The organism is Actinomadura sp. 3N508, from assembly GCF_044326375.1.
In the GTDB taxonomy this organism is placed as follows: domain Bacteria; phylum Actinomycetota; class Actinomycetes; order Streptosporangiales; family Streptosporangiaceae; genus Spirillospora.
The window spans coordinates 81,586-100,907 of sequence record NZ_JBIRAX010000017.1 but is presented as its reverse complement, the minus strand read 5'-3'; the positions used below and the strand labels follow the sequence as shown (position 1 = coordinate 100,907).

The window sequence follows — 19,322 nt, the reverse complement described above, 5'->3', positions numbered from 1 at the left end:
GTGCCGTGACGCAAACGCGAACGTGCGGATTTCAGCAGTGTCATCCCAATCCTCCAGCGGATGTGATCGTTTCGGCGGGTGCCGCCCGCTGATCCGTTGCCCCGGCCGGGGTGGTGTGCCAGGGGTTGCAACAGGCGGCCAGCACCGCGGTGGCGTGACCGCCGGGCAACACGCGGACGGTGATGCCTGCGGCGGCCAGAGCACGCACGGCTTCGTCGGCGCGGCGCAGCACCCGTTGTGCGGCCCCGTCACCGGCCCGGCCATGGTGCGGTTCGCGCAGCACGATCAGCACTTGGCGGCGCAGCAGATCCCGGCGCCGTGCCAGGTCGGCCAGGAAATCGGCGTGCTCGATCGCGGCCTGTTCCAGCTCCGGGTGGGCCAGCGTGGGCGCGTGGGTGCGCAACCCGGAGATCAGCGGGACCAGGTCGACGTCCTGAGCGCGAACCACGATCTGCGCCGGGCCCGACAGCGAGTTCAGCCAGCGTCCGAACACCCCCACCAGCGCGGCCTGCTCCTGCGGCGTGCGCAACGCGAAACTCACCGTGCTGGCCTGGCACACCACCGCCGCGCCATCGGCGTCCAGATCGATCACACCGTCGGCGGAGATCGCGGCTGCGGGCAGCCGCAGCGGAGCGGGCAGCGGCTGCTGCTTCTGCTGCCCCCAGGCAGGCGGTGCGGCTACCCCTTCAGGGGCCAGCACCAGGCGGCGCGGGGAGCGGGCGTGCCGGATCGCGGCCAGCAGCAGCCGATCCAGCCCCATCCCGTCACGGCGGCCCAGCGCCAGCACGGCGGCCGCCGCCCCGAACGGGAACGCCGCCGCGGCGAACACCGGCAACGGAACCAGGGTTCGGGTGGCGGTGAAGGCCAGCCACAGCACCGCACCGGTCGCGGCCAGGATGGCTACCTGGCGGGCGGTAAGGCCGGCCAGGACCTTGTCGGGGGTTTCCACATCGGCGGGGATTCGGACGCTGTGCTCGTCGGGCGGCATGATTGGTCACCTCCGTCAGCTGGGCCGTTTCCACGGGCGGTGCGGGTCGGGCTGATAGGGAGCCTGAGGCGGCGGGCGCGTCGGCTGGGGTGGCGGCGCGCGCCAGTCCCCGGCGTGCGGAGGTGTCCAGGTGGTCTCCGGGCGGCCCCAGCGCTGCTGCTCATCTACGCTGTCGGGTGCCGGGCGCCCGTGATGCACGCGCTCGTGCCAGGCCGGATCGGGGGGCATCCACCGCCCATGCGCCGGTCCCCACCGTGGCTGTGCCATCTCTTCCGGCCCCGCAGGAGGCGGAGGTTTCGGCCCCGGGGGAAGCGTCGGAACCGACGGGCCTGTGAAGCGCCCCGCAGGCGGGGGCGGGGGAGGCGTTCTGCCCGCGCTGCCACGGGCCCCGGCGAGCCGTCCGAGCAGCCCGCGGAACAGGAAGAACGAAACGATCATTTTCGCCGTCCGGGTGATCGGGCTGCGGCTGATCAAGCCGCCCTGCCAGATCAGGCGGGAAATCCAGGACGGGATGCGCACCAGCACGTACAGCAGGCAGATCGTTGTCCATAGGTCCACCTGGTCACCGGGGGTGCGAAAGCCCAGGATGGTGACCATGTCGGTGGTGAGCACCACCCGCATGGCGGCGATGAACACCAGCGCTTGGGCGACCTGGATGGCCAGCACGCCGAAGAAGCAGCGCCACCACAGCTTGGCCAGCCCTTCGGTCTGTGGTAGCGCGTGACACGCGAGTGCGAGCGGGGCGGCGGCGATCAGCACGATGGTGAGCATGACCCGCGTGATGTAGATCAGCAGCAGGATCACGCCCAGCGACACCGCCCAGATGGTCACCAGCACGATGAACATCCCCACGTCTCCGGGGTTGAGCGAGTGCACGATGATCTTCTGGAGCTGATCGGCCGTCTGCTGCGGATCAACCCCCTGGCCCAGCAGCGCCGCCGACAACGCGTTGGCGAACTCGATCGACTGCCCGATCAGGATCAGGCTGGTGTTGGAGGCCACAATGCCGACCACCAGGCGAGGCGCGATGTCCTTGACCGCGTAGGAGCTCTGCAGGGTTTGGCGGCCCATCAAGGTCAGCCCACCGGCCAGCACCAGCAGCACGTAACAGGAGTTGGCCACCACCAGCGATCCGGTCCACAAGCCCTGCACCCGGCTGGTCTGGTCCAGCCGCGGGGTGACGAGCAGTGATGAGCCCAGAAACCCGAACACCGGATTGATCGCGGAGGACACCAGGTCCTTGAACCAGTTGTTGATCGCCTCCTTGGCCTTGCACGCGACGTCGAACCATCCGCACCCACCCGAATCCTCTTCCGGACTGGTCGGCGTCCCCGGTGAGGAACTCGGGTTGGCCGGGGCGGAGGTACTCGGGCTGGGAGCGCCGGGCGCCGACGGGCTTGGGCTGGTCGGTGTCCCCGACGGTGCCGGGGGCGAAGAACTCGGCGAGGGTGGCGGCTCGGCAGCCACTGCGCCCCGCGGCACGGTCGTCACGGTGGCCTGCGCGGGGACGGCGGCCAGTGCCACCGCGACCGACGCGGCAGCGCAGCAACAAAAGACGGCGAGCCAGGTGCGCAGAGCAGTGGACATCGCCGATCAGCCGCCCACGAAGCCTTTGAGGATGGTCACCAGGACCGGTGTCATCACCGCGCCGCCGTAGCCGATCGCGGCGTACTTCAACGTGTTCTTGGCCTTGCCCACCTCACCCGGATCGCCGCCGGCCAGCAGGTACCGGATGAAACCGACCGTCAAGAACAAGGTCGCCAGCGACACCAGCAACCCCACCAGCCACTTGGTAATCCGGTTGATCACCGTGTTCAGATCCTGCGGCGGCGCCGCCAGCGCATCGGCGAACGCGTCCGGCGCCGCAAACACCACCAGCAGGACCCCGACCAGCACAGCGGCGGTCGGCGGCGCCCACCGGGACAACTTGGAACGCATCAGCCACCTCCTTGATGGACGTGACCGGGGCCCCGCAGCGACCGGGGGAGGATGCGGGCCGGGCCAGCGGAGACCATCACCTCCTTCCGGCCACGGTCACGCGGCCTCGAAGGGACGGGGACCCGGCCCGCACGGGCGGGCGGATCGGCCGCCTGCGGGGCCCCGGCGCCCTCAGGACGCCACACCCCCGCATAGAAACCTCTCAACAGGCGCGGCCCGCCGTCTCGGTCAGAGGGATCTATGCGAAATCTCAGCGCCGCGACCCCAACGGCCACACGCCGCCGCAGAGCAGCGCGTGGCACGACCAGACTTGGACCGGGCCTGCCGGACTTCGGCCAGGGGTCCCGCTTCCCTCGCACCCGGCATGGCGCAGACGCCGATCGTCGGCGTGCCGCAGCGGCAACGGCAGATCAGCCGTCCGCGAGCACGGCAATGCGACCGGCAATGCGACCGGCAAACCGGCGCCGAACGGAACGGCGCAGCGGCAACGGCAACCTCGGTCAGCGCGCAACGGCACGGCAAACGCCCGAGGTGGAGGCCGCTTCTAAGAGGTTCCTATGAGGCTCGTGCCGACAATCGCGTCCGTACCGGAAACCGGTCTGAACGCACAGGAGGGAACGAACCAGGTGCGCGACCCCTACTGGCACGACACGACCCACGCCCTCTACGCCGGAGACCCCCGCCAGGTGCTGGCCGAGATGCCAGCCGGATCCGCCGACTGCATCGTCACCAGCCCACCACCATGGAGACCGCAGCCACACGATACGGCCGCAGATACGCCAACCCGCTACGGCCGCGAGCCCACACCGGCTCTCTACCTCGCCGCCCTCCGCCGCATCTTCGCACAAGCCCACCGCGTACTGAGCGAGCAGGGGACCGCCTGGCTGATCACCAGTGATCGCTATGCCGGCCAGACCGGATGGGACGGCCCGCCCGCAGGCAGCCACCGTCGCCGGATCCGCGACCACGCGATGACCGGCGTGCCCGCCACCTCCCTGATCGGCCTGCCCTGGCAGCTGGCCTTCGCGCTTCAAGACGACGGCTGGATCATCCGCAACGTGATCGTCTGGAACCAGCCCACCATGGCCAAGACCTCAGCCGCGGACCGGCTCGCGCTCTCCTACGAGCTGATCCTCCTGCTGGTCAAAACAGATCAGTACACCTTCGACCGCGACGCCATCCGCCGCCCCCTGAACCGCTTGATCACTGAGCTCGGCCTCGACCACAACCCAAGCGCCGAACAGAAGCGGCAGAGCCAGACGCCCCGGTGCGGCTGGCAGCACATCAGGCGGCACCTCCACCAGCGCGGCAGCGGCAAGAGCGGCAAGGGGATCGGCTATTGCCGCACCCGACACCGCGCGGCAACCCAACCGCGGAAACGGCACGATCGTGAACCGTTGCCGCTCCCACCCGCCGGCGACGTCTGGTCGTTGCCGCCACGCCCACAGCGGCACACCTTGCCGATCGAGGTGCCGCTCACCTGCATTGCCACCGGATGCCAGCCCGGTGGCACCGTGCTGGACATGTTCACCGCCGACGCCACCACCGGTCTCGCCGCCCGGCACCTCGGCCGCTCCTACATCGGCGTGGAACAGAACCCAGACCTATGCCGCATCGCTGAGCAGCGACTCCAGAGAGACAGCCGCCATGGGGACGGTGACGCATGATGGCCCGCAGGACACATAACACTCACCACTCGGTAAGGTGCACGGCGCTGAACAGCCAATACGCTGCCGAAGCAAAGCCAGACAAGCCACGCGCCGATCTGACTTGCGATGCGGCCGATGATGCCGTGTCCGTCGAACTGCCCGCCGAGCCACCCCCTCTGACGCCCGAGGCGGCACGCGCACTGCTCCGGCTCCTCCTCACCATCCGGCAGCGGCGCACGAACTGAGAAGCATCTCGTTCAACCGAGGGAAAATCATGATCAAACTAGCGTTCTGGGGACGCTGCTCCACCGAAGACCGTCAAGATCCCGAAGCCTCCCGCGCTTGGCAGTACTCCCGTGCCGAGCAACTCGTCACCCCTCGCGGCGGAGTGATCGTCGCCGAGTACTTCGACGTCGACAAGTCCCGCTCCATCCCACCGGCCCGCCGCCCCCAGGCCAGCCTGCTCCTGGCCGAGCTGGCCAGCCCCGACCGGGCCTTCGACGCCGTCGTGGTCGGTGAGCCGCAGCGGGCCTTCTACGGCAACCAGTTCGGCAACACCTTCCCGTTGTTCGAGCACTACAACGTGCCGCTGTGGGTACCGGAAGTGAACGGGGCCATCGACCCCGCCAACGAAGCCCACGACATGATCATGTCGACGTTCGGATCCATCAGCAAAGGCGAACGGTCCCGGATCAAGACCCGGGTGCGGGCGACCATGGCGGCGCTGGCACAGACCTCCAACCGGCACATCGGCGGGCGCCCACCCTACGGATACCGGCTGGCCGACGCGGGACCGCACCCCAATCCGAGCAAGGCCGCCGACGGCAAGCGACTGCACGTGCTGGAGATCGACCCGTACACCGCCGAGGTGGTCCAGCGGATCTTCGCCGAGTTCCTGGCGGGCAAGGGCTTCTTCGCCATCGCCGAAGGACTCACCGCCGACGGAATTCTGTCGCCGTCGGCCTACGACCGGGCGCGTAACCGGCACCGCTGCGGCCTGGCCTGGTCCAAGAGCGCCATCCGCGTCATCGTGACCAACCCTCGCTACACCGGCCGGCAGGTCTGGAACAAGCAGCGCAAACGCGAAGTCCTCATCGACGTCCACGACGTCACCCTCGGCCACGAGACCAAGCTGGTCTGGAACACCCCGGACCAATGGGTGTGGTCCAACGACATCGTCAATCCACCGATCATTGACGAGGAGACCTTCAGGGCCGCCCAGGAGTTGCTAGCAGCCCGAGGTCACGGACCGGCGCGGCACAAGCCACACCGTGCCCGTCATCTGTACATGCTGCGGGGCATCCTGCATTGCGGCATCTGCCACCGCAAAATGGAAGGCTCCTGGAACAACGGCGCGCCCTACTACCGCTGCCGTTTCCCCGAGGAGTACGCACTGGTCAACAAGATCATGCATCCACGCAATGTCTATCTGCGCGAAAGCGTCCTGCTGCCCCGTCTGGACCGGTGGTTGGGCCGCTACTTCGCTCCCCATCGCCGTGCCGACACCATCGCGGCGATCGCGGCCGCGCAAGGCGGCGGCGCCAGCGAAGACCCCGGTACGGCCCTGGCGCGGCAGACCATTGACGAGTGCGACCGCAAACTCGCCCGCTACCGCGCCGCCCTGGATGCCTTGGACGAGGGCACCGACCCGGCGATGATCGCCGGGTGGATCACCCAGGTTCAGCAGCAGCGCACAGCCGCCCAAGCGCAACTGCGCCCTGCCCAGAGCCAGGGACACCTCACCGAAGCCGACATCGCCGCTCTCATTGAGGAGATCGCCGACTACACCCAGGCGCTGGCCACCGCCGATCCCGCGCACAAGGCCGACCTGTACGGCAAGCTCGGACTACAGCTCACCTACCACCCCGAGCAGCAAAAAGTGCGGGCCGAGGCGCATCTCGATCCCGCACTATATGGGGAAATGGTTGGTGTCCGAGGGGGGACTTGAACCCCCATGCCCCGTGAAGGGCACTAGCACCTCAAGCTAGCGCGTCTGCCTATTCCGCCACCCGGACCGGTTGCAGGCCGCAGTGGGCTGCGGCGGGGTTCACCATACCAAAGGTGGCGAGTCGCGGCGAAGTCGATCGGCGGGCACCATGGGACGGGTACGCGACTACACGAGGTGAGCATTGTGGGCCAGCAGCCGACTGCCGAGGACGAGGTCGTCCAGCTCTGCCAGGAGCTGATCCGGATCGACACCAGCAACCCGGGAGATCATTCGGGGCCGGGGGAGAGGGTGGCGGCGGAGTACGTCGCGGAGAGGCTCGCGGAGGTCGGGCTGGAGTCGCAGATCTTCGAGTCGCATCCGGGGCGGGCGAGCCTGGTGGCGCGGATCGAAGGGGAGGACCCGGGACGGGACGCGTTGCTGCTGCACGGGCACCTGGACGTGGTGCCCGCGCGCAAGGAGGACTGGACGCGGGACCCGTTCGGCGGGGAGATAGCGGACGGGTGCGTCTGGGGACGCGGGGCCGTGGACATGAAGGACATGGACGCGATGATCCTCGCGGTGGTGCGGCAGCGGCTGCGGGAGGGGCGGCGGCCGCCGCGGGACGTGGTGCTCGCGTTCCTCGCCGATGAGGAGGCCGGCGGCAAGTGGGGGGCGCAGTACCTGGTCAGGGAGCATCCGGAGCTGTTCGAGGGGTGCACCGAGGCCGTGGGGGAGGTCGGCGGGTTCAGCCTGACGGTGCCCGGGGACCGGCGGATGTACCTCATCGAGACGGCGGAGAAGGGCATCGCGTGGATGAACCTGACCGCCAAGGGGACGGCCGGGCACGGGTCGATGGTCCACCCTGACAACGCGGTCACGGCCGTGGCGGCGGCGGTCGCGCGGATGGGGGCGTACGAGTTCCCGGTGCGGCTGACGAAGTCGGTGCGGGCGTTCCTTGAGCGGGTCTGCATGGCCTACGGGGTGGAGTTCGATCCGGAGCGGCCGGAGGAGGCCCTGGAGAAGATCGGGCCGATCGCGCGCATGATCGGCGCGACTCTGAAGAACACGCTCAATCCGACGCGGCTGGATGCCGGATATAAGACGAATGTTATTCCGCAGACGGCCTCCGCACAGGTGGACGGACGGTTCCTCCCGGGATATGAGGATGAGTTCTTCGCGGTGGTGGACGAACTTCTCGGGCCGGACGTCCAGCGGGATTTCGTGCATCATGACCACGCCCTCGAGACGGACTACGAGGGGGCGCTCGTCGCGGCGATGGAGGCGGCGCTGACCTCGGAGGACGCAGGCGCGCTGCCGGTGCCCTACTGCCTGAGCGGCGGGACGGACGCCAAGGCGTTCGCCCGGCTGGGAATGCGATGCTTCGGTTTCGCGCCGCTGAAACTGCCCCCAGAGTTGGACTTTTCCGGAATGTTCCACGGCATCGATGAGCGCGTTCCCGTGGACGGTCTGCGCTTCGGTGTGCGGGTCCTCGACAAATTCCTTGATCGGTCCTGAAATCACCCGCATCAATGCGCTCCGTGGTGCTAACGTCACCGTTCGTTGAGGGACGATCCGCGACGGAGGTTGACCGGTGGCGCGTGACGCGGTGCAGGCGGGGGCGATTGCCGTCCCGTCGCGTCGTGTCGCGGTCGTCCGGCGGCTGCTCGTTCTTGGCGGGCTGCTGATCGCGGGCTGGATCCTCGGTTGCGTCGCGCAGTCGGCGCACGCCGACGAGGTGCCCGTGACGCCGCCGGACGTGGTCGCGGAAGCACCCGCGCTGAAGCAGGCGGTCGAGGCCGCGACCGAGCGTCCGCCCATGCCTGCCGTGGTGCAGGCCGTGGTCGAGAGCCCGCCGCAGGTCGGCGCTGCGGAGCCCGTGGAAGAGCCGGCGACGCCCGATGCGGCGCCCCTCCACCCGAAGATCTCCGAAAGCGTGACCGAAGCCGGCGATGTGTCCGTCACGGTGTCGCCGCTCCATCGGTGGATACCGGGAGCCGTGTCCCCTCGGTCGGGCAAGGTCGACGGCGGTCAGAGCATGCAGCGGACCGTCCGGGATCATCCTGCGCCCGTGCCCGCGCCAGAGCGGCCCGACGATCACTCTGTCGCCGGTGGGCTCGCCATGCCCGGCCTCACCGCGGGCTTTCCCGGCACCGTGGCCTGGGCACCGGTCCCGGCGCGCGCGCCGTCCGGGCGCCTTCCCGGGGCCGTGCCACCGGCCGTCCGCACGGCAGCGGACGAGCCGTCCTTCGCGCCCGACTGATCACTGATCACTGAACTCCCCGGCAGGGGCCGGCCCGGCATGCCCGCGCCCCCTCCTGTCCGGGACGGGACGTGCCGTGCCCTGATCTCTGCGCGGCATGTCGTCCCCCCACGAGACCCACACGACCGTGCGTCTCGATCCCCCCATTTCATGAACGGAGCATCATGCGAACGTGGGCAAAGGGCACATCCCGTGCCGCCGTGCTCGCCGCGGGCGTTGTCGCCCTCGGCGTCAGCGCGATCCCGGCCGGCGCCTCCACCGGCATCACCGACGGCAGCGGCAGCGTCCTCGGCGGCAACCAGGTCAACGCGCCGATCTCCGCGCCGGCCGACGTCAGCGGCAACGGCGTGGCCGCGCCGCTCGGCGCCGCGTCCGGCGGGTCCCTCGGCGGCGCCAAGGTCCACGAGCACGGTGACGGGCTGCAGGCGACGTCCGGGACGGGCGGCATCGGCTCCGGGAACCAGGCCAACGCCCCGATCAGCATCGAGCCGGCCGTCTGCGGCAACGCCGCCGCCGTGATCGGGCACGCGCACGCGGGCTGCGTGCGCGGCGACGAGCCCGGAGGTTCGAACGCCCAGCTCAGCGACGGGACGGGCGGCGTCCTCTCGGGGAACCAGGCGAACGCGCCGGTCACCGTCGCGCCGACCGTGTGCGGTAACGCGGTCGCGGTCGTCGGTCACGCGCTGGCTGGCTGCGCGGACGGCGCCTCCGCCGGGAACGGCGGTTCGGGCGGCCAGTTCACCGACGGCGCCTTCGGTGTCCTCTCGGGCAACCAGGCCAACGCGCCGATCAGCATCGTCCCGGTCGTCTGTGGCAACGCCGTCGCAGCGGTCGGCGAGGCCGCCGCGTTCTGCACGGGCGGCCACGCGGGCGGCGGCTCCGGCGAGCAGCTCACGTCCGGCACCGGCGGGATCCTGTCCGGCAACCAGGGAAACGCGCCGATCACCGTCGGGCCGGAGGTGTGCGGCAACGCGGCCGCCATCGTCGGCTTCGCCGTCGCGTTCTGCGACGACGGCCCCGGCGACGACGACGGCTACCCGCACCACCGGACGGCCCGCGCCGGTGAACCGCTCTCCGGCACGTCCACCCTGGCCGTCCCGTCCAAGGTGGACGGGCTGAACGGCGCCGTCGGCTCCGCGGCGGGCAAGCGCGAGCCGGTCAAGGCCGCCGGGCTGCCCAAGGCCGGCGGCGCGGCCACGCCGAAGGCCGACGGCCTGCTCAAGGGCCACGGCCTGCCGAAGGCCGGCGGTCTGCCGAAGGCGGGCGGTGTGCCCCAGACGGGCCGCCAGTCCCCGGCGACCTCCCTGCCCAAGACCGGTGCCCTCCCCAAGACGGACGGCCTGGTCAAGGGCCTGCCCGCGGCCGGGGGCCTGCCGAAGGCGGGCGCGGTCTCCCACCGGCACGGGAACATCGCGTTGCTGGACGGCGGGTCGCGGCACGTGGCGGGGCAGAAGGTCCCCGGCGTGCCGGGCGGGCACGTCCTGCCGGCGAAGCCGGCGGTCCCGCAGCTCAAGACGGTGACCAAGGGCCTGCCGCAGACGGGCGGCGTGGTCGGCGGCGGGACGGTGTCCGAGGCCGTCCCGGCGGCGGGTCGGCTCGGGGCGGTCCAGCACGTCGCGGCGCAGGAGACGATCGCGGACGGCGCCGAGACCGGGTCGCTGTGGACGCTGGCGGTGGCCGGAATGCTGGCCGCCGCGGCCGGTGCGCTCGGGCTGATGCGCAGCGTCCGCACGTCCCGCCACTGAACCCCCAGGCCGAGCCGTCGAGCCGAGCGGCGCGCCGGCCGGCCGGTGAATGAGATGTCGTTGTGGCGTGGCGCCCAGGTGTGCGGTCGTGACGCCATGATGATGAGGACGCTTCGCCCGTCCCGGAAGGCGCGGTCCGGGACGGGCGAAGCCTCGTCATGGAGCCTTGGATTCACCGTCCGTCAAGGGGAACGTACGTAGTGCTACACTCCCGGGCGGACCGCCGGTATCGGTCGAGCGACGCTCGTCGGCCGATCGGTGGCGGGCGGGGGCCGGAGGACGGTCAGGACGGAAGCGCGGACGGTCAAGGCGCGTGCGTGCGGACGGTCAGAACGTGCGGACGACGCGAATGACCTTGCGGCGGAGCTGAATACGGCGGCGGCCGTCCGGGTAGAGGCGCAACCGATCGATTTCCCAGCCGCCGCGCTCTGCGTGCTCGGTCAAGATCCGCCGGGCGGTATCACGCGTGGTGCCGCGCGGCAGTGACAGGACGAGGTAGGTGTACTCCGCCATTGCGACCATTATTACGTGGTCTGCCAGGGACGCGGCACCGTACCGTGGCGGGCCCGTCCGCACGTCCGGCGGCGGCATGTCATCCTGTCTGGGGCGCGCGGCGGTGAGAATCCCGTTCGCCCGCGGGGGCGGAGCGAAGATCGTGGGGCGGTCGGGGCGACCCGCGGGCATGAACGCGCCGTCCCCGGGCGTTATACGAAGTCTGTACGAAAGAGCCTGTTCAACGAGGACCAAGACAGCGAGGTTGGAGCGACTGTGCCAGCCAAGAACGGCACCGCGAACAGTGGCCGGGGCAACGGCGCCGGTACCCGTCTGGTGATCGTCGAGTCGCCTGCCAAGGCGAAGACGATCGCCGGGTACCTGGGGCGCGGCTACATCGTGGAGTCCAGTATCGGCCATATCCGGGACCTCCCGGGCAGCGCCTCGGAGGTGCCGGCCAAGTACAAGGGCGAGTCGTGGGCCAAGCTCGGCGTGAACGTGGAGCGTGAATTCGAGCCGCTGTACGTCGTCAACTCCGACAAGCGGCAGCAGGTCCAGAAGCTGAAGAAGCTGCTCGCCGAGGCCGACGAGCTCTACCTCGCGACGGACGAGGACCGGGAGGGCGAGGCGATCGCCTGGCACCTCCAGGACGTCCTGAAGCCGAAGGTCCCCGTGCACCGGATGGTCTTCAACGAGATCACCAAGGACGCGATCCAGCGCGCCGCCGCGAACCCCCGGCAGCTGAACATGCGGCTGGTGGACGCGCAGGAGACGCGCCGCATCCTCGACCGCCTCTACGGGTACGAGGTCAGCCCCGTCCTGTGGAAGAAGGTCATGCCGAAGCTGTCGGCGGGCCGGGTGCAGTCGGTCGCGACGCGGCTGGTGGTCGAGCGGGAGCGGGAGCGGATCGCGTTCGTCCCGGCCCACTACTGGGACATCGCCGCGCAGTTCGACACCGGTAAGGAAGACGAGCCGAAGGTCTTCAAGGCCGGGCTGGTCTCCGTGGACGGCAAGCGCGTCGCGCAGGGCCGCGACTTCGCGTCCGACGGCACCCTGAAGACGCGGGACGCGCTGCACCTCGACGAGCCCGCCGCCCGCGCGCTCGCCGAGCGGCTCCGGGGCCGGCCCTACGAGGTCAAGTCCGTCGAGCGCAAGCCGTACACGCGCCGCCCGTACCCCCCGTTTCGGACGACGACCCTCCAGCAGGAGGCGAGCCGGAAGCTGAACTTCTCCGCCAAGTACACGATGTCGGTCGCGCAGAAGCTGTACGAGAACGGCTTCATCACCTACATGCGTACCGACTCGATCACGCTGTCGGAGACCGCGATCACGGCGTCGCGGCGGCAGGCGGCGTCGCTGTTCGGCGGCGAGTACGTGCCTGACAAGCCGCGCGTGTACGCCTCCAAGGTGAAGAACGCGCAGGAGGCGCACGAGGCGATCCGCCCGGCGGGCGAGACGTTCCGCACGCCGGCGGAGACGGGCCTGTCCGGCGACCAGTTCCGGCTGTACGAGCTGATCTGGAAGCGGACGATCGCGTCCCAGATGAAGGACGCGACGGGCCAGTCGGTGTCGGTCCGCGTGACCGGGCTGTCGACCCAGAACGAGCGCGCCGAGTTCGGCGCCACCGGTAAGACGATCACGTTCTACGGGTTCCTCAAGGCGTACGTGGAGAGCGCGGACGACCCGTCCACCGACCGCGACGACCAGGAGCGGCGGCTGCCGAACCTGGCCGAGGGCGACCCGCTGACCGCGAACTCCGTGGACGCGGAGGGCCACTCGACCCGCCCGCCGGCGCGCTACACCGAGGCGAGCCTGGTGAAGGAGCTGGAAGAGCGGGAGATCGGGCGCCCGTCGACGTACGCGTCGATCATCGGCACGATCCTGGCGCGCGAGTACGTGTTCAAGAAGGGCACGGCGCTCGTCCCGTCCTTCCTGGCGTTCGCCGTGGTCAACCTGCTGGAGCAGCACTTCGGCAACCTCGTCGACTACGACTTCACCGCGCACATGGAGGACGGTCTCGACGAGATCGCCCGCGGCGAGGCGGAGCGCGTCCGCTGGCTGACGCGGTTCTACTTCGGCGACGAGGGCGAGGAGGGGCTGAAGGAGCTCGTCGGCGACATCGGCGACATCGACGCCAAGGGCATCAGCTCCTTCCCGATCAAGGGCTCCGACATCGTGGTGCGGGTCGGCCGGTACGGGTCCTACCTCGACCGCGACGGTGAGCGCGCCAACATCCCGGACGACATCTCCCCCGACGAGCTGACCGCCGAGAGGGCCGAGGAGCTGCTGGCGCAGCCGTCCGGCGACCGCGAGCTCGGCACCGACCCGGCGACCGGGCACACGATCGTCGCCAAGTCGGGACGGTTCGGCCCGTACGTCACCGAGATCCTCCCCGAGCCGGCGCCGCCCGCCGAGGGCGAGAAGAAGAAGCGGACCAAGAAGGCCGACGCCGCGAAGCCGCGCACCGGTTCGCTCTTCAAGTCGATGTCGCTCGACACGATCACGCTCGACGACGCGCTGAAGCTGCTGTCGCTGCCGCGCACGCTCGGCGAGCTGGACGGCGAGCCGGTGACCGCGCAGAACGGGCGCTTCGGCCCCTACATCAAGAGGGGCACCGACAGCCGTTCGCTCGGCTCCGAGGACGAGCTGTTCACCGTCACGCTGGAGCAGGCGAAGGAGCTGTTCGCGCAGCCGAAGCAGCGCGGGCGGGGCCGGGCCGCGGCCGCCGCGCCGCTGCGCGAGCTGGGCAACGACCCGGCGAGCCAGAAGCCGGTGGTGGTGAAGGAGGGGCGGTTCGGCCCGTACGTCACCGACGGCGAGACGAACGCGAGCCTCCGCAAGGGCGACGAGGTCGAGTCGATCACCATCCAGCGGGCCGCGGAACTGCTCGCCGAGCGTCGCGAGAAGGTGGCCGCGGGTGGCGGGAAGAAGAAGCCGGCAACCCGCCGTCGAACCTCCGCGAAGTCCGGCTCCTAGGGACAACTACGCCGATACCCTGACCGACATGACCAGAACGGGCGCATCCCGGCCGCACCCCGCAGCGTCACCGCCGCCGGGCGTTTCGTCTCCATCGTGGATCGGGCCGTTCCGGCGGCTGCGGTCCGCACTGACGCTGTCCGGTCTCGGCCTGTGGCTCAGCGTGCCGGCGCTGACGGCGATGGCCGCCGCGCTGACCAGCGACGACGACGCCGCGGCCCGTGCGCAGGCCGTCGGCGCCGTGCTCGCGCTGATGCTGCTGCCCGCGGTGCTGCTCGCGCCGGCCGGTGGGATGCTCGCCGCCCGCGTCGACCGCCGGCTCATGCTGCTCATCGCGGACGTACTGCGGCTGGTGCTCCTCGTGACGGTCCCGCTCGTCGGCACGCTGCCGTGGACGATGGCCGCCGCGTTCCTGATCGCCTGCGTGGGCCTGCTCTGGACCCCGGCGGCGCGCGCGTCGCTGCCCGCGCTCGCCCCGGCCGACGAGGAGCCGCGGGCCCGCGCCCACCGGTCGGCGATCCGCGTCGTGATCGGCCCCGCGCCCGCCGCCGCGCTGCTGTTCGCGATCATCGCCCTCATCGCGGAGGGGACGCTCGGCGACGACTCCCGCGCCGACCTCGCCCCGTTCGTGACGGCCGCCGTGTTCCTGGTCTCGGCCGCCGTCGTCGCCGCGATCCGCGACATCCCCGCCTCGGTGCCGATCCACGTCGCGTCGCCGCTGAAGCTGATCTTCCAGGGCCCCAAGGCCGGTACCGGCACCGGGGCTGGGGCCGGGGCGGGCGCGGTGCGCGGTCTCGGTCTGGCCGTCACGGCGGCGTCCCTCACGGCCTGCGCGGTCGTCGCGGTCGCGCGCGTGCACACCGGTGAGCTGGGCGGCGGCGACGCGGGCTACGGCAGCATCCTCGCCGGGCTCACGCTGGGCGTCGCGTCCGGGCTGTTCCTCGGGCCGCGCGTGCTGGTCCCGTTCAGCCGCCGCAGGCTTCTCGGCCTCGCCGTCCTCGCCGCCGCGGTCACGCTCGTGGTGCTCGCGCTCGTCCAGAACCTCGTGGTCGTCGTGTTCGCCACCGGCCTGCTCGGCGTGCTCGCCGGGGCTGCCTGGACGACGGCCACCGCGACCCTGAACAACCCCGACAAGGCCGCCGCGCCGGTCGCGGCGGACGGCGGCCGGCCGTCGGACTACCTGCGCTCCGTCGCGCTCGTCACCGGTGTGGTCGCGTTCGCCGTCGTCCCGCTGATCGCCGGGGCGGTCGGCTCGCACCGCCTCGACCTCGGCGGCGCCGTCTACGACTTCGACGGGACGGGCGCCGCGCTGCTCATCGCCGCCGTCCTGGCCCTGCTCGCGGGCTTCGTCGCCTACAAGCGGCTGGACGACCGGCGCGGCATCCCGCTCGTCCCCGACCTGCGCGCCGCCCTGCACGGCGAGGTCTACACGCCGCCGGAGCAGGCCGCGGCCGCCGCTGCCGCCGCCCAGCCCGTCCACCGGGGCCAGCGCGGCGTGTTCGTCGCGTTCGAGGGCGGCGAGGGCGCCGGGAAGACCACCCAGGCGCGGCTCGCCGCGATCTGGCTGCGCGACCACGGCTACGACGTCGTCACCACGCACGAGCCCGGCGCCACCAAGATCGGCATGCGGCTGCGCGCGATGCTGCTCGACCGCGACACCACCGGCCTGTCCGACCGCGCCGAGACCCTGCTGTACGCCGCCGACCGCGCCGACCACATCGCGAACGTCATCAAGCCCGCGATGGACCGCGGCGCCATCGTCGTCAGCGACCGCTACGTCGACTCCTCCCTCGCCTACCAGGGCTTCGGGCGGCAGCAGCGGGTCGAGGACATCGCCCGCGTCAACGCCTGGGCGACCGGCGGCCTCGTCCCGGACCTGACCGTCCTGCTGGAGATCCCGTCCCGCGCCGGGCTCGACCGGCTGTCCGCGCCCGCCGACCGCATCGAATCCGAGTCGCACGACTTCCACGAGCGCGTCCGCACCGGTTTCCGCGCCCTCGCCGAGGCCGACCCGGACCGCTACCTCATCCTGGACGCGAGCCGCCCGCAGGGCGAGCTGAGCCGCGAGATCCAGTACCGCATCCGCGAGATCCTCCCCGACCCGATCCCCGCCGGAACCGAGGACGTGACGAGCACGTTCCCCATCATCACCGACCTCTGACCCGGCTAGCCTCGTACTCATGAGCGTCTGGGATGACCTGGTGGGGCAGGAGCCCGTCGTCGCACAACTGACGTCCGCGGCGTCGGACGGCGCGGGCCTGGCCCACGCCTGGCTCTTCACCGGCCCCCCCGGCGCCGGACGGACCACGGCCGCGCGGGCCTTCGCCGCGGCGCTGCAGTGCCAGGAGGTGCCGCGCGGGTGCGGGCACTGCCCGTCCTGCCACCAGGTCCTCCAGGGCACGCACGCGGACGTGAAGGTCGTCCGTCCGACGGGGCTCTCCTATGGCGCGGACCAAGCTCGCAAGCTGGTCCTCAGCGCCGCGTCATCGCCGAGCGGCGGACGCTGGCAGATCGTGCTCTTCGAGGACGCGCACCGGGCCACGGAAACGGCCACGAACGTGCTGCTGAAGGCCATCGAGGAGCCTCCCGCCCGGACGATCTGGCTGCTGTGCACACCGTCGCCGGAGGATCTTCTGGTGACGATCAAGTCCCGCTGCCGGGTCGTGACGCTGCGCACCCCACCGGTCGCCGCCGTCGCGGACGCGCTGTTCCAGCGGGACGGCGTCGACCGCGACACGGCCGACCTGGCGGCGCGCGTGGCGCAGGGCCACATCGGCCAGGCGCGGCGGCTCGCCACCGACCCCGAGGCGCGCGGCAGGCGCGCCGCGGTGATGGCCGTCCCGCGCCGGCTGACGTCGGTGAGTTCGGCGGTGGCCGCCGCGGAGGCGATCGTGAAGGCCGCCGCGGACGAGGCCCAGGTCCAGTCGGAGGAGCTGGACGAGGAGGAGACCTCCGCGTTGCGGAAGGCGCTCGGAGAGAGCGAGAAGGGGCGCATGCCGCGCGGAACGGCAGGCGCCTTGAAGGAGCTCGCGGACCGGCAGAAGTCGCGCGCGACCCGGGTGCGGCGCGACGCCCTGGACCGGACGCTGCTCGACCTCGCCTCCTATTACCGGGACGTCCTGACGCTCCAGCTCGGCGCCGTAAGCGAGCTGTGCAACGTCGATCTCGCCGCCGAGCTGCGGACGTCCGCGGCGGACGGCCGTCCCGAGGACACGCTCAGGCGGCTGGACGCGATCATGGAGTGCCGGGAGCGGCTGGAGCTGAACGTCAACCCGCAGCTCGCCGTCGAGGCGCTCACCCTGGCCCTGCGCACCGGCTGAACTCGGGTTCCGGCCCCTGAGTCCCTTGGTCGGACGGCCGTGTACTCCCGTCCGGACGTCCGAAATCGGCGCCTTACAAGAGGTCTCCCTTTTCGTTATATAACCGTTCGCATCTCTCAATGGGAACATACGTACCTTGCTCCTCGCTTGGGCCCCGATCGCGGGCCCGCTCCCCCCACTGCCAGGAGGTCTGCCTTGCGGCGAGCCTTGATTTCCGCCGCGTGCGCCGTCACCACGGTGACGGCCCTCGCGTTCCCAGCGTCAGCGGCTCCGAACCCGGCGCAGACGAAGGGTGAGGTTTCGGAATACGTCGTCCTCTACAAGGAGGGCGTGTCCACCGGCAAAGCCCATCGTGCGGTGCGGGAGGCCGGGGGCGAGATCGTCCACGAGAACCGGGACGTGGGCGTCGCGACCGTCCGGTCGGGCAACCCGGCGTTCATCCAGGACGCCATGGACGAGCGCGCCCTGGTGGGCGCCGCGCACAACCGGATCATCGGCGAGGCGCCGAAGACCGCGAAGAAGAAGTCCGCGAAGGTCGAGGAGCTGGTCGGCACGAAGCGCGGGGCGTCCCTCGCCGGGAAGCCGTCCAAGGACAAGGAGCCGCTGGCCGATCTGCAGTGGGACATGAAGCAGATCCACGCGACGGCGGACGGCTCGTACAAGAAGGAGCCGGGCGACAAGCGCGTGCTGGTCGGCGTCCTCGACACCGGTGTGGACGGCGACCACCCCGACATCAAGCCGAACTTCAACCGGCAGCTCAGCCGTAACTTCACCACCGACATCCCGACCGACGCCGACGGCAACGAGGTCGACGGGCCGTGCGAGTTCAAGGGCTGCGTCGACCCCAACGACTGGGACGACAACGACCACGGCACGCACGTCGCGTCCACCATCGCCTCGCCGCGCAACGGGCTCGGCATGGCCGGTGTCGCGCCGAACGTGTCGATCGTCAACCTGCGCGTCGGCCAGGACTCCGGCTACTTCTTCACCCAGCCGACCGTGGACGGCCTGACGTACGCGGCCAAGAACGGCATCGACGTCGTCAACATGTCGTACTACGTCGACCCGTGGCTCTGGAACTGCGGCAACAACCCGGCCGACAGCCCCCAGGACCAGCTTGAGCAGCGCACGATCGCCACGGCCGTGCAGCGCGCGCTGGACTTCGCGCACGAGCGGGACGTCACGCTGGTCGCCGCCGCCGGGAACGAGCGCGTCGACTACACCAAGACGAACATCGACGACACCAGCCCCGACTTCCCGTCCGTCCCCGGTGAGAAGCCGTACGAGCGGACGATCCCGGCGAGCTGCGTGTCGATGCCGTCCGAGGGCGAGCACGTCATCCCGGTCTCCTCGACCGGCCCGAGCACCCGCAAGTCGTACTTCAGCAGCTACGGCAACGGGTACGTCGCGGTGGCCGCGCCCGGCGGCGACAAGGTCGACACGGCCGACCAGCGGCCGGACGACCGCGCCGGCGTCTGGGCCGCCTACCCCGCGCGCCTCGCGAAGGAGCGCGGCGAGCTGAACCCCGACGGCACGCCGAAGACGCCGAACATCATCCGCAGCTGCAAGGGCGACGACTGCGCCTACTACCAGTCGATCCAGGGCACCTCGATGGCGTCGCCGCACGCCGTCGGCGTCGCCGCGCTGATCGTCAGCAAGTACGGCAAGAGCGACCGTGGCCGCGGCGGCCTCACCCTCGACCCGCGGGCCGTGGAAGGGGTGCTGCGCGGCACCGCGACCGCGAAGGAATGCCCGAGCCCGCGCGCCTACGAGTACGTCTGGTACACGCTGGTGGACGGCAAGTGGGTGAAGAACACGTCGACGCAGACCTGCGAGGGCTCCAAGGCCCGGAACGGGTTCTTCGGCAACGGCATCGTCGACGCCCTGAACGCCGTCAGCCACTGACGCCGTAACGCGGGCGTCGCTGACCCGACCCGTATCGCATAGCGAAGCGGCCCAGGACCGAGACCGGTCCTGGGCCGCTTCGCTAATTTGTCGAGCCCGCCTTGCTCGCTTTCTTTCGCCTT

General features: G+C 70.8%; 13 protein-coding genes and 1 tRNA gene. 9 read left to right on the top strand and 5 right to left on the bottom strand.

All coding sequences use genetic code 11. The features are described 5' to 3' along the window. Positions 1 to 40: 40 nt before the first annotated feature. Genes ACH34S_RS39085 through ACH34S_RS39075 form a run of 3 tightly spaced genes read right to left on the bottom strand, consistent with a single transcriptional unit; the run spans position 41 to position 2,926 of the window. Positions 41 to 988 carry a PrgI family protein gene (locus tag ACH34S_RS39085; protein ID WP_395957962.1) on the bottom strand — a complete coding sequence of 316 codons (948 nt, stop codon included), beginning with the start codon at positions 986 to 988 and terminating at the stop codon, positions 41 to 43. Positions 989 to 1,003: 15 nt separating this feature from the next. Then, positions 1,004 to 2,575 (bottom strand): hypothetical protein, encoded by a 1,572-nt coding sequence (locus ACH34S_RS39080; protein ID WP_395957961.1) that lies wholly within the window; start codon positions 2,573 to 2,575, stop codon positions 1,004 to 1,006. A gap of 6 nt (positions 2,576 to 2,581) precedes the next feature. Further along, the gene (locus ACH34S_RS39075) at positions 2,582 to 2,926 is read right to left on the bottom strand and encodes a pilin (RefSeq protein ID WP_395957960.1); all 345 of its coding nucleotides are present in this window, start codon (positions 2,924 to 2,926) and stop codon (positions 2,582 to 2,584) included. Positions 2,927 to 3,483: 557 nt separating this feature from the next. Here ACH34S_RS39075 and ACH34S_RS39070 point away from each other — a divergent pair. Then, on the top strand, positions 3,484 to 4,593 hold the full coding sequence (locus tag ACH34S_RS39070) for a DNA-methyltransferase (RefSeq protein ID WP_395957959.1): 1,110 nt from the start codon (positions 3,484 to 3,486) through the stop codon (positions 4,591 to 4,593). A 256-nt stretch (positions 4,594 to 4,849) separates the two neighbouring features. Then, a complete protein-coding gene (locus ACH34S_RS39065; RefSeq protein WP_395957958.1) occupies positions 4,850 to 6,523 on the top strand; it encodes a recombinase family protein in 1,674 nt (557 codons plus the stop codon). Here ACH34S_RS39065 and ACH34S_RS39060 read toward each other — a convergent pair. Continuing rightward, positions 6,502 to 6,590 (bottom strand) — tRNA-Leu (locus ACH34S_RS39060). The genes ACH34S_RS39065 and ACH34S_RS39060 overlap by 22 nt on opposite strands. Before the next feature lie 107 nt (positions 6,591 to 6,697). Here ACH34S_RS39060 and ACH34S_RS39055 point away from each other — a divergent pair. The 3 genes from ACH34S_RS39055 (at position 6,698) to ACH34S_RS39045 (ending at position 10,507) form a co-directional block, all read left to right on the top strand. Continuing rightward, on the top strand, positions 6,698 to 8,017 hold the full coding sequence (locus tag ACH34S_RS39055; RefSeq protein ID WP_395957957.1) for a M20/M25/M40 family metallo-hydrolase: 1,320 nt from the start codon (positions 6,698 to 6,700) through the stop codon (positions 8,015 to 8,017). Positions 8,018 to 8,093: 76 nt separating this feature from the next. Further along, positions 8,094 to 8,762, top strand: a complete 669-nt coding sequence (locus ACH34S_RS39050) for a hypothetical protein (protein WP_395957956.1) — start codon at positions 8,094 to 8,096, stop codon at positions 8,760 to 8,762. A gap of 164 nt (positions 8,763 to 8,926) precedes the next feature. Further along, positions 8,927 to 10,507 (top strand): chaplin family protein, encoded by a 1,581-nt coding sequence (locus ACH34S_RS39045; protein ID WP_395957955.1) that lies wholly within the window; start codon positions 8,927 to 8,929, stop codon positions 10,505 to 10,507. Between the two features lie 327 nt (positions 10,508 to 10,834). On the opposite strand, the gene ACH34S_RS39040 is transcribed toward ACH34S_RS39045, so the two are convergent. Further along, entirely contained in the window at positions 10,835 to 11,020 is a 186-nt protein-coding gene (locus ACH34S_RS39040) for a DUF5703 family protein (protein WP_395957954.1), read from the bottom strand. Between the two features lie 255 nt (positions 11,021 to 11,275). On the opposite strand from ACH34S_RS39040, the gene topA reads away from it, so the two are divergent. The 4 genes from topA to ACH34S_RS39020 all read left to right on the top strand — a co-directional run bounded on the left by topA (position 11,276) and on the right by ACH34S_RS39020 (position 19,200). After that, on the top strand, positions 11,276 to 13,975 hold the full coding sequence (topA, locus tag ACH34S_RS39035) for a type I DNA topoisomerase (RefSeq protein ID WP_395957953.1): 2,700 nt from the start codon (positions 11,276 to 11,278) through the stop codon (positions 13,973 to 13,975). 28 nt (positions 13,976 to 14,003) lie between these two features. Next, positions 14,004 to 16,136 carry a dTMP kinase gene (gene tmk / locus ACH34S_RS39030; protein ID WP_395957952.1) on the top strand — a complete coding sequence of 711 codons (2,133 nt, stop codon included), beginning with the start codon at positions 14,004 to 14,006 and terminating at the stop codon, positions 16,134 to 16,136. A gap of 19 nt (positions 16,137 to 16,155) precedes the next feature. Further along, the gene (locus ACH34S_RS39025) at positions 16,156 to 17,295 is read left to right on the top strand and encodes a DNA polymerase III subunit delta' (RefSeq protein WP_395957951.1); all 1,140 of its coding nucleotides are present in this window, start codon (positions 16,156 to 16,158) and stop codon (positions 17,293 to 17,295) included. Positions 17,296 to 17,625: 330 nt separating this feature from the next. Further along, positions 17,626 to 19,200, top strand: coding sequence for a S8 family peptidase (locus ACH34S_RS39020; protein ID WP_395957950.1), 1,575 nt, complete (start codon positions 17,626 to 17,628; stop codon positions 19,198 to 19,200). Positions 19,201 to 19,322: the final 122 nt, after the last annotated feature.